This window comes from Streptomyces regalis (assembly GCF_001509475.1).
Classification (GTDB): Bacteria; Actinomycetota; Actinomycetes; order Streptomycetales; family Streptomycetaceae; genus Streptomyces; species Streptomyces regalis.
In genome coordinates this window covers 1-10,157 of sequence record NZ_LLZG01000096.1, presented here as the reverse complement: position 1 = coordinate 10,157, position 10,157 = coordinate 1, and the positions used below count along the sequence as shown (strand labels likewise).

Sequence of the window (10,157 nt, the reverse complement as noted above, 5' to 3'; positions counted from 1 at the left end):
GCCACAAGCGGCAGAAGTTTGAAAGCCACACCCGATGCCCCTGGGTGGGCCAACCATACGAAGGGCTCGCCCTGTCCCGCAGAACAACGTAGGGAAGTTTGAGCGACTCAGGTCGCCTTTTGTCTTCCTGGGTCCCGTCCGACGGATCCCGGTGCCTCTGTGAAGTCCGCGTCGTTGATCACACTATGAACACCATGAAGCGCGCTCTCGCAGTCCTACTGCTCGCCGGAGGTGCCGTCTCCCTCACCACCCCGGCCATGGCCGCGCCACCTTCGGGGGCATGGACCTGGCGCTGGGAGAGCAACATCCAGAGCCAGAACGGCCTCCTCAACCTCGCCAACAACGGCAATGTCTGTCTCGGCCTGGTCGGGGCACTGGCTCCCGCTACCTCCTGCACCACTGCGTGAGTCCCCTCGCCTGCGACGTTTGCCCTCTCCACCCCCGCCCTGGGGATGGAGAGGGCTTTCGCGTAATCGCCCTACCGCCGCCCCCCAACGGCTGGCACTCCGCGCTGATCAAAGGTCGATGGCACAAACCTGCTGATCACCAAGCTTCACTGGCAAAAGATCAGCCTTTGATGGCACAGGACACGGTGGATCGCCATCGAGGAGGAGCGGGAGGCCGCGCGACGGAGGGCCGAGGAGCGGCGTCCGCCTCCGCCGGACTGGCTGATGGAACGGGGCATCGGGGCTGAGAGCCCACCCGTGCGCGTCCACCAGGGCTGGTGCGACATGGCGAAAGGCGTCCGGGTCAAGGGGATCAGCGAGGACCAGGCGCGGCGTGCGCTGTACGGGCACGTCGAGGCCTGCCCCTTCTGCAATCCGGACACGGCACTCCGGGTCATCCCGGAGTAGGCCGGCGAGCACGCGGCGGTTCATGAGCGGAGGCTGATCACGTGGAGTTCCCTGTGGAGGTCGCGCTGGCCCAGCTGGTCCCCGCGCTGCCGACCGCCCCCGGGTGGTGGTTCGAGGTCAAGTTATGGATGGGGTTTCGTTCTGTCCGTTGTCCACTGCGGGCATGGCTCAGGGCCCTCCGGCGTGAAGGGCCCTGGACCAGTGGTGGCGTCGGTTGGGGAGCCGTTGACGAGCGGCGAATCAGGTGCCAAGTAACTCGTGAACCGCCTCCGAGGTCGCCGCCGCAAAATTTCAGATGGACGGCGAGGCCCAGCCTGGTGGCGCCGCTTTTGTTCCGTAACCAGCCCGCCTCGTCGCCGGACAGGGTGAAGTAGTCCACCACCCCGTCCAGACCCAGATCTCGCCCCACCGACAGCCCCTTTCGTCACCCCCGTTCCCAGCGCTCGGGCTGGACGGTATGGGCGCCGGTGTACAGCGGGGACGGATATCGGCGAAGGACTCCCTTACGGAAGGCGGACCTGGTAGATGGGCCGCCGCCGAAAACTGTCATAGGCGTCAGCTGTGGCCGAAGGCCGCCGCGGTGGCCACGCACGAGAGCGATGTGCTCGACGAGGTCACCGAACGCAGGCTGCTGACCAGGAACCTGTGGACCGTCAACGCCCTGACGAACCCGACGGTCCTCGAGCCGGTGATCGCCGGTGTGACCGCGGGCTCAAAGGGGCGGGCACAGTGTCGCCGGTCGGGCGCCTGTCCATGTGTGAGTGGGGCTGCCGCATGGACAGGCGTGACCGTGGGCGTCAAGCCGCTTCGAGGAAGGGGTAGTCGGTGTAGCCCTCGGCGCCCGGCCCGTAGAACAGTTCCGGCCGCGGCTCGTTCTCCGGGTGGCCACCCTGCCAGCGCTCGACCAGGTCGGGGTTGGCGATGAGGGCCCGGCCCACGACCACGGCGTCGGCGTGGTCGGCCTCGATCTGCTGGAGCGCCTGCTCGCGGGTGGTCTGCCCCCCGAAGGGGCCGTTGTTGACGATCAGCTTGCCGTCGAAGCGCCGCCGCAGCTCCTGTACCAGGTCGCCGCCCGGCTCGGTGTGCAGTACGGAGAGGTAGGCCAGGCCCAGCGGGCGCAGTTGGTCCATCAGGGTGCCGTAGGTGGCCAGGACGTCGTCCCGGTCGGTCTCGAAGACGTCCCCGAGGTCGACCTCCGGCGAGATCCGCAGCCCGACCCGCTCGGCACCGACGGCCTGGGCGACCGCCGTGACGACCTCGACGACGAAGCGGGCGCGGTTCTGCGGCGAGCCGCCGTATCCATCGGTGCGCTGGTTGGCCGCCGGGGAGAGGAACTGGTGGAGCAGGTAGCCGTTGGCGCCGTGGATTTCCACGCCGTCCGCTCCCGCCTCGATGGCCCGGCGGGCCGCGGCGACGAAGTCCTCCAGGGCTGCCCGGATCTCTGCGGTGGTCATCGCTTCCGGTACGGGGTAGGGCTGCTCGCCCTTCTCGGTGAACGTCTTATTGTCGATGGCGATCGCGCTGGGGGCGAGGATGCGGCGGCCGCCGTTGATGTCGGGGTGGGTGCCGCGGCCGGCGTGCATGATCTGCAGGACGATGCGGCCGCCCTCGGCGTGCACCGCCTCGAACACCCGCTGCCAGCCGGCCGCCTGCTCGTCGGTGGCGATGCCCGGCTCACCGACATACCCCTGCGACGCATGGTCGGGGTAGGTGCCCTCGGTGATGATCATTCCGACGCTCGCCCGCTGCCGGTAGTACTCGACCATCAGGTCCCCGGGAATGCCGGAGGAACCGGCCCGGACCCGGGTTATCGGTGCCATGACGATGCGGTTGGCGAGCTCGATCTTCCCGAGGGAGACGGGGGAGAAAAGCGACGGAACGGGCGAAACTTCTGAAATTTTGACAGTCATGGGTCTCTTTCTTTCTGTAATACGGAGGAAAACGGGATGAAGGTCTGCGACGCAGAGGGTCCACGCTGTCCCGGCGGAGGCGCGGATGCGGTCCTCGGGCAGGCGCGGGCCCGCTGACGGTGACGCGGTTCCAGGACCGCGATCGGGGTGTGGGTGGTGTTGGCGGCGAACGCGGGGGCGAACGCGGTGAGAGCCGCATCCCGTCGGCGTCGGGGTCGACGCCGGTCAAGCGCAACTGCCCGCCGGAGTAGTGGCGTTCGCTCCTTGCGCACGATCAGCAGTCAGCCAGGTGACGAAGTCATGGGTGCCGCCGCCGGAGTCGGTACGGATCGGTGTCTGCAGGCCGCGCCGCGACCGACTCCCTCGACGCGCCCCCGCGAAGAGGACCGATACACGGCTTCACCTGGAACGCGCTTCCGGCGGTGGCGGGAACAGCGATCTCAGCGATCCTCATTCTCACCGGCCTGAGGCACTTCCGCCGGCCGATCGCCCATTGGACAGCCTGCTTCACGAAAGCGCGAGGCTAGCTGAGCGGTACGTCCGCGACACCCTTGAGGTGGCTGAACGTCTCGAGGGAATACCGGCCGTGGTACCGGCCCATGCCGCTTTCGCCGACGCCACCGAAAGGCAGGCCGGGCATGAGCAGTTGCATCACCGGCTGGCCCCAGGCGACGCCGCCGGAGGACGTCTCGTTCAAGAGGCGCGACTTGGTGGCCTCGGACGTGGTGAAGGCGTAGAGCGCGAGGGGCTTGTCGCGTTCGTTGATGAAGGCGATGGCGGCATCGAGGTCTTCGACTTCGACGACGGCGAGGATCGGACCGAAGATCTCCTCCTGCATGACCGGCGATGCGGGGTCGACATCGGTGAGCACGGTCGGTGCGATGAACAGGTCGTCACGGTCGTGCCGGCCTCCCACCGCCGCCCGGCCGGAGTCCAGCAGACGCGTGAGCCGGTCGAAGTGCCGCTCGTTGATGATCCGGCCGAAGTCGGCCGCGGTCTGCGGGCTGGTGCCGAACTGGGCTTCGACCGCCGTGCGCAGGGCGGGAACCAGTGCGGCAGCGGTGGCAGGGTCAGCCAGAACATAGTCCGGGGCTATGCACTGCTGCCCCGCGTTGCCGAACTTGGCGCCGACCAGCCGCTTCGCGGTCTCGTCCACGTCAGCGTCAGGTGCCACGAAGACCGGCGACTTGCCCCCGAGTTCAAGCGTGACCGGGGTGAGGTTCTTGGCGGCTGCGGCCATGACGATCCGGCCGACCGTGCCATTGCCCGTGTAGAAGATGTGGTCGAAACGCTGTGCCAGGAGGGCCGTGGTCTCCTCGGCGCCCCCCTCGACCACGGTGAGCACGTCGGCGTCGAAGTACTCTCGCAGGAGGCGTGAAGCGACCGCCGATGTGTGCACCGAGATCTCGCTCGGCTTGGCCACCACGGTGTTCCCGGCGGCCAGTGCGCCGATGATGGGGTCGATGAGAAGGTGCAGCGGGAAATTCCACGGAGCGATCACCAGGACGACCCCGAGCGGGTCGTACGTGGTGTATGCCGTTGTCGTGGGACCGAAGTGGGCGGGAACCTCCACCGGGCGAGGCTGAAGCCAGCTCTCGAGACTCGCCAGCGTCTCGTCGATGTCGGCGACGGTGAAGTCGATCTCCTGCGTCTTCGCCTCGGCGGGGTTCTTCCTCAGATCCGCCCAGAGCGCTTCGACCAGCTCCTGCTCGTTTTCGACCAGCAGTGCCCGTAGCCGCTGCAGCTGGTTGACGCGCCAGTCCAGTCCGCGGGTGACGCCGGTGTTGAACGTCGCACGAAGGCGGCCGACCACCTCCGCGGCCGTTTCGCTCTGGTGCGTCCTCGACTCGGTCCCCTGTGTTGCGGTCATGGGGGTGTACTCCGTTCTTGATGCAAGCCACGCCCCGGCTGCTTTCCAGCCGGGCACGGTCTCCAGCGTGCTGGACGATCCGGTATTCACCCAGGTCACGGCTTTGCGTACGTCCGCTGTGCCTACCACTGGCCGGGTCAGGCAGGTGTGCGTCCGACCGTGGATACTCGAGGCATGGACGAATACCCCGAACCGGTGCACGAGCCCGCCGCCGGCGCGCTGGACCCGCGTGCCGAGCTCAGAGAGTTCCTGCGCACCCGGCGGGCCCGGCTGAGGCCGGAGGACGTGGGCCTGCCGGACTTCGGGCGGCACCGGCGGGTGCCGGGGCTGCGCCGCGAGGAGCTGGCGCAGCTGGCCGGAGTGTCGGTGGCGTACTACACGCGCCTTGAGCAGGGCAACGGGCGCAACGTGTCGGCGGAGATCCTCGACGCCATCGCCCGCGCGCTGCGGCTCAGCGACGCCGAGCACGCCCACCTCACACACCTGGCGAAGCCGAAACAGAAGAAGAAGCCGGCCGGCCGCGCCCAGCAGGTGCGGGGCCCCCTGCGGACGCTGCTGGACACCATGGACGGCGTCCCGGCGCTCCTCGTGGGGCGGCGCTCGGACATCCTCGCCTGGAACCGGATGGCCGCGGCGGTCTTCGGCGACTGGGCCGAGCTGCCGGCGCACGAGCGGAACTGGGCACGGCTGGTGTTCCTGAGGCCCGAGTACCGCGACCTGTTCGTGGACTGGGAGCACAAAGCGAACAACGTCGTCTCTCAGCTGCGCATGGACGCCGGCTCCCATCCGGACGACCCCCGGCTGTCCGCGCTGGTGGGCGAACTCTCCGTGAAGAGCGAGGAGTTCAGGCGGCTGTGGGCCACCCACGACGTCAAGGACAAGTGCCACGGCGTCCAGCGCCTGCACCACCCGCTCGTCGGCGAACTCGACCTCCACCCGGAGTCATTCCACCTGGCCAACGACCACGAACAGACGCTGGCGACCTACCACGCCGAACCCGGTTCCCCGTCGGTGGAGGCACTACGACTGCTGGCCAGCTGGGGCACCGACGCGACAAGGGCGGGAGCCGGGATGCCGCCGGCACGCACGGCTTGATGAACTTCCCTTGATCATCGGTAGCTGGCTGCGCGCCACGCCCAGCGTCCTTTCGCACACCAGACGCCTCCGGGGGCGGTGCCGGATTAAGGACGGCGCGGGTGGCGCGAGCGTGCTGCGGTTGGGCAGGGGGAATGACGGCGGCGCCACTGCGCAGGGCGTCGTTTTCGAGGGTCAGCGGGCGGATGGCCTCCTCGTACAGGGCGAGGGTGCGGCGCAGGTCGGTGTTCTCCTTCCGTAGTCGGCTCAGGTTGGCTTCCGTACGTACGTCGGATCCGGAGGGTTCCCGCGGAATCGCAGGCTGGGCTGGGGCCGGGATGCGGGGCCGGAAGTGCGCGTCGATCAGGTCGGCGTAGTGCCGGTGGAAGGTGGCGTGCGGGATGTCCAGGAGCCGCTCGACCGCGGTCACGGTGGGGCGCCGTCCGCGGGCGGCGGCCTCGGCAAGGACGGTGTCGATGGCGGCTTTGACGGTGTCGGTGTCGGGCAGGGCGCGTTTCACTCGGCGATCTCCGGGGTGTGGCGGGTGAGGAACGCGGCGGTGGCACGGTGCTGTTCCTCAAGGCGGTGACGGACGTAGGGGGCCAAACGGTCGCCGGCGGCCAGTGTGTCCTCCAGCCGGGCGAGGTGATCGGCCAGGGCCTGCCGGTTAGCGGAGGCGAGGGCGGTGTTGCGGCAGGCTTGCGGCTGGCAGTCGGCCATGACGGGCTGACCGGCGGAAGCCTCACGGCTGCGGCACAGGGCGCGGTCGGGGTTGTAGACGCAGGTGATGAAGGTCCCCGGGTACACGTGGGTGTCGTGACGGGCCACGATGCGCCGCAGGCGGGCTTCATCGGTGACAACCTGGCCGTCGAAGACGGTGTGGCGGGCGAACTCGGCGAGCCGGGCTTCGGCTTCCGCACCTGCGGGACCGGTCAGAGCCGGCCGGTCGTCGTCGGCACCCATCTCGGCGAGGAACTGGCCGCGGGCGAATGCTTCTTCGGCCTCGACCTCGTCGCGGAAGCCGGAGTCGCTGGTGCCGGCGTAGCCCTCGAACATCTGGATGCGCTGGTGGCGGTACTGCAGAGCGCCGGCGATGGTGCCGCCCGGGCGGTGGGCGATGAACCAGGCCAGGGTGCGGCGGAACTGCCGGGGCGTCAGGCGCGGCAGGCGCCCCTTGTCCTCGGGGATCGCATCCACGCGTGAGTGAACAGCGCAGTAGGAGTTGATCCACTTGGCCAGTGCGGTGATGTCCTTGATGGTGGTGGCGCTGGTCCGCACGCGCCCGGCCACGTGGTGGCGCTGATGATTGGCCGATTTGAGCGGGTGTGCGAACAGGTACGGCTCGTCGGCCGGCTGGCAGCGTTCCAGGACGGCGACGGCTCGTGCGACGGGAGCGGTGACGATCCAGGTGGCGGCCGCGCCATGGACGCCTTCGCCCTTGAAGGCCAGTCCGTGAAGCCGGTAGCGGTAGATGCGGCCGTCGGTGTCGCGTTGGGCGCTCACGCAGCCGCGCCGCAGGTGTTTGATCTCGAAAGTCGCGCAGGCCGGAGAGGTAGGCGATGACGATCCAGCAGGACACCTGCAGCAGCCGTTCGAACTGGCCGACGCCGTAGTAGGAGATCTGTTCCAGCCACCGCTGCCCGTCCAACTGCGCCTGCGGGACGTGTCGGTTTTGTGCCTGTGCATTACGTGCGGTGTGGGCGTTACGGGCGACATCTTGACGTGAAATGACGCTCGTGACGCTCGTTTTGATGGGGTGTCAGGTGCGCTGCTGTGCTGGTCAGGCCACATGAAAGGGCGGAGTGGCAGGGGCCTGCCCGAGAAACTTAGTACTCCAGCTGTAGATCGTGATCTTCGTGGTCGTGGAGTGGCGTGGAAGAGATGCGCCGACGAGCTGGGGTGTCCCTGTCGAACAGTGCCGGTCAGGGACACCCGTCTGCGAGCGGGCTAGGCGGCCTCATCGCCGCCTGACGGTTGCATTGCCGGGCGCAGGAAAGACCGGTCGAAGCGGCGGATACAGTGGGAATCCGTGCTGAGCTGCCAGAGCTGCTGAGCCTCCGGATCCTGCCGGATGGCAGCACGGTAGTCCTCGTAGGCAGCCAGGCTGGGAAAGGAGAACAGGGCGTAGGCGATGTCGTTGGCTCCTTCGTGCGGCAAGAAGCAGCCGTGGTGCGTGCCGCCGAAGCGGGTGACGATCGGGATCCACCCCGTCACATACGTCTCGAACGCGACAGCCTGGCTGGGATCGATCTCATAGTGCAGATGGCAAGTGATCACGTGAGTATTCCTCCTGGCCCAGTGGGTGCCGGTCGCGGTCGGCGCCGGTCACCAATGGCCTTTGCCCCACGGATCTGCATGCTTCCAAACCCTGCCTCGCCCGGCCGATGCGGCTCCGGTTTCCCGATCCCGTAGTCGACCACTTGAGATATGCGGAGCAGAAGTCGGCTATGTCTCTCAATAGAGACCCAAGCCTTTGAATGAGTCCACAACCAGCTGAGGAGAACGAGTAAGGGCGGCCGATTTCCAGGAGCGTCAACTCCCTCGGTGGCGGGCAGTCCGAGATGGGTGCGGTTCCTTTGAAGGGAAGTCCGAAGCGGCCAGGTGTCCCCAGCAGTCACTCTGGGGTGCTGACCTGGCCTGCTGACACCGGGGCAAGGAGCCCAGCGAGGAGTGCGCCGAACTCCTCGGGCGCTTCCAGCATCACCATGTGGCCCGTGCGGGGGAGTTCGGTGTAACTGGCTGCGGCGGACAGAGCCCAGGCAGGCACGTCCCACCCCGCGCGTGAGCGGGCCCCGGCGACCAGATGGACCGGGACGCGCTCGAACACGTCCCGCAGCAGCTGCTGGTAGTCAGGTCCAGCGGTGTACTCGACGACGGTACGAGCCATGGCGTGGATGGTTGAAGCGGGCTGGTAGGCCAGGTCTTGTGTCGCAGAGCGGAGGTGCTCCCTGGTCGGCTCGATGCCTCCGGCACGCAGCCACCGCCCAGGATCGGCACGGTCGGCTTGCAGGATCTGCTCCACCTCGGCGGCTGTCTTGGCTGCCAGCTGCTGCGACCAGAAAGCGTCCGCGAGACTGAAGTTGCCCTCGACGCTGACCAGCGATGCGGTCCGCTCCGGGAACCGGTGGGCGAATGCGGCGGCGATCACGCCGCCGACCGAATGCCCGACCAGATGGACGTGACCGCCCGGCAGTGCCTGGTCAATGGTCGCACGCAGGTGTTCCACCTGCGTATCGATGGTGATAGTGCCGGGCTCGGCCCGGGCATCGGCCCCGTAGCCGTGCAGGTCGGGACAGAGGGTGGGGGCCGGGTGGAGCGGCGCGAGGGCGCGTGGGTCGGCGAATGAGCCGATCAGACCATGAATGAAGATCACTGGCAGCATGGGATGTCAGCTTCCCACGGGCTGCCAGGGCTCGTCTACCACGGCCCGTACGACTGGAGCGCCGCCTGGCGGTGGTAGTGGCTTGCGCGGGCGCGGGCTTGGTGGCGACGGCGCCAGATCGACCAGTGCAGCCGATGTGCCGCGTCGAGGACAGGCCGGACAATGAGTGTCGTGAAAAGGTGCTGGATCTCGTTGCAGGTCAGCGGGATCAGGCCGTTCGGGGCTGGATCCTGAGCGCGTTCGGCGGCAGTGGCCGCGACGACGAAGGCGTGGGCGAGCATCGCGAGGGTGACCCAACGGTGCCAGGACGTCCAGCGTCTGACCTGGTGTTCGTCCAGTCCGGCCAGCCCTTGCCGGACTGGAAGGTTTCCTCGACAGTCCATCTGCGGCCGGCCACCCGCACCAGGCTGGACAGCGGTACTCGGTTCGCTGAGTAGCAGCGGTAGAAGGCGAGTTTACCGGTGCTCCGGTTGCGGCGGACGAGCAGATGGCGGTGACCGGGACGGTCGTCGGCGATGTCGGCCAGGGCCCAGTCGTAAAAGCGGTGGCCTTTGGCTCCGGCTCCCGCGGACAGCTTCTGCCAGGCTCGCCTCGGAAGCTTCCGGGCCAGGGCATCGGCGCGGAACGTGCCCGCACGGGTGGTGAACTGGTGGTCGCAGGCAACGGCGAGGACGTAACCGAGCTGGCCTTGCTCGAACGCGGTCCGCAGGTGCGGGTTGCCCCCGTAGACCTCGTCGCCGGCCACCCAGGAGACGGCAAGCCCGGCATCCAGTGCGCGGCCGATCATGCGTGCGGCGAGTTGGGGCTTCGTGGCGAAGTCCACGGTGCCAGGAATACCCGCGACCTGGCAGCGGTCCGGGTCCTGGGTCCAGGAGCGCGGGACATACAGTTCCCGGTCGATCGCCGCATGCCCGAGTGGGGTGGAGTAGGCAAGGTAGACGGCGACCTGGCTGTTCTCGATGCGTCCAGGGGCCCGTATTTCAATAACTGTCAGGGACGGGATTCCGCAGTTGTTCGGGCGTGTAGCTGTTCCAATGTGCGGGCGGGCGATCCGGGGATCGGCGTGA

Annotated in this window: 9 protein-coding genes and 1 pseudogene; 3 read left to right on the top strand and 7 right to left on the bottom strand. The window is 68.0% G+C overall.

Annotated features, from left to right (window positions below; all coding sequences use genetic code 11):
- Positions 1–194: 194 nt before the first annotated feature.
- Both ADL12_RS15195 and ADL12_RS15190 read left to right on the top strand, forming a co-directional pair.
- A complete protein-coding gene (locus ADL12_RS15195) occupies positions 195–407 on the top strand; it encodes a hypothetical protein (RefSeq protein WP_159053174.1) in 213 nt (70 codons plus the stop codon).
- Positions 408–671: 264 nt separating this feature from the next.
- Positions 672–854 carry a DUF6233 domain-containing protein gene (locus ADL12_RS15190; RefSeq protein WP_208614549.1) on the top strand — a complete coding sequence of 61 codons (183 nt, stop codon included), beginning with the start codon at positions 672–674 and terminating at the stop codon, positions 852–854.
- Between the two features lie 797 nt (positions 855–1,651).
- Here ADL12_RS15190 and ADL12_RS15185 read toward each other — a convergent pair.
- The 3 genes and pseudogenes from ADL12_RS15185 to ADL12_RS15180 form a co-directional block, all read right to left on the bottom strand.
- Positions 1,652–2,764, bottom strand: a complete 1,113-nt coding sequence (locus ADL12_RS15185) for an alkene reductase (RefSeq protein WP_062702611.1) — start codon at positions 2,762–2,764, stop codon at positions 1,652–1,654.
- A 62-nt stretch (positions 2,765–2,826) separates the two neighbouring features.
- Positions 2,827–3,136, bottom strand: a pseudogene (locus ADL12_RS58450) (hypothetical protein); the annotation flags it as partial.
- A gap of 151 nt (positions 3,137–3,287) precedes the next feature.
- A complete protein-coding gene (locus ADL12_RS15180) occupies positions 3,288–4,634 on the bottom strand; it encodes an aldehyde dehydrogenase family protein (protein WP_062702609.1) in 1,347 nt (448 codons plus the stop codon).
- 174 nt (positions 4,635–4,808) lie between these two features.
- On the opposite strand from ADL12_RS15180, the gene ADL12_RS15175 reads away from it, so the two are divergent.
- A complete protein-coding gene (locus ADL12_RS15175) occupies positions 4,809–5,729 on the top strand; it encodes a helix-turn-helix domain-containing protein (protein WP_062702607.1) in 921 nt (306 codons plus the stop codon).
- A 495-nt stretch (positions 5,730–6,224) separates the two neighbouring features.
- Here the strand turns inward: ADL12_RS15175 and ADL12_RS15165 are convergent, their stop codons facing one another.
- From ADL12_RS15165 to ADL12_RS52690, 4 genes are all read right to left on the bottom strand, one after another.
- The gene (locus ADL12_RS15165; RefSeq protein ID WP_062702603.1) at positions 6,225–7,211 is read right to left on the bottom strand and encodes a hypothetical protein; all 987 of its coding nucleotides are present in this window, start codon (positions 7,209–7,211) and stop codon (positions 6,225–6,227) included.
- A 444-nt stretch (positions 7,212–7,655) separates the two neighbouring features.
- A complete protein-coding gene (locus ADL12_RS15160; protein WP_062702601.1) occupies positions 7,656–7,985 on the bottom strand; it encodes an NIPSNAP family protein in 330 nt (109 codons plus the stop codon).
- A 337-nt stretch (positions 7,986–8,322) separates the two neighbouring features.
- Entirely contained in the window at positions 8,323–9,090 is a 768-nt protein-coding gene (locus ADL12_RS15155) for an alpha/beta fold hydrolase (protein WP_062702599.1), read from the bottom strand.
- Between the two features lie 208 nt (positions 9,091–9,298).
- The coding region (locus ADL12_RS52690; protein ID WP_159053173.1) for an IS701 family transposase at positions 9,299–10,157 on the bottom strand (859 nt) is incomplete at its 5' end.

Bases quoted from the DNA above. Each gene is read 5' to 3' on its own strand.
- ADL12_RS15195 (WP_159053174.1), top strand. From the start codon at position 195: ATGAAGCGCGCTCTCGCAGTCCTACTGCTCGCCGGAGGTGCCGTCTCC.
- ADL12_RS15190 (WP_208614549.1), top strand. From the start codon at position 672: ATGGAACGGGGCATCGGGGCTGAGAGCCCACCCGTGCGCGTCCACCAG.
- ADL12_RS15185 (WP_062702611.1), bottom strand. From the start codon at position 2,764: ATGACTGTCAAAATTTCAGAAGTTTCGCCCGTTCCGTCGCTTTTCTCC.
- ADL12_RS15180 (WP_062702609.1), bottom strand. From the start codon at position 4,634: ATGACCGCAACACAGGGGACCGAGTCGAGGACGCACCAGAGCGAAACG.
- ADL12_RS15175 (WP_062702607.1), top strand. From the start codon at position 4,809: ATGGACGAATACCCCGAACCGGTGCACGAGCCCGCCGCCGGCGCGCTG.
- ADL12_RS15155 (WP_062702599.1), bottom strand. From the start codon at position 9,090: ATGCTGCCAGTGATCTTCATTCATGGTCTGATCGGCTCATTCGCCGAC.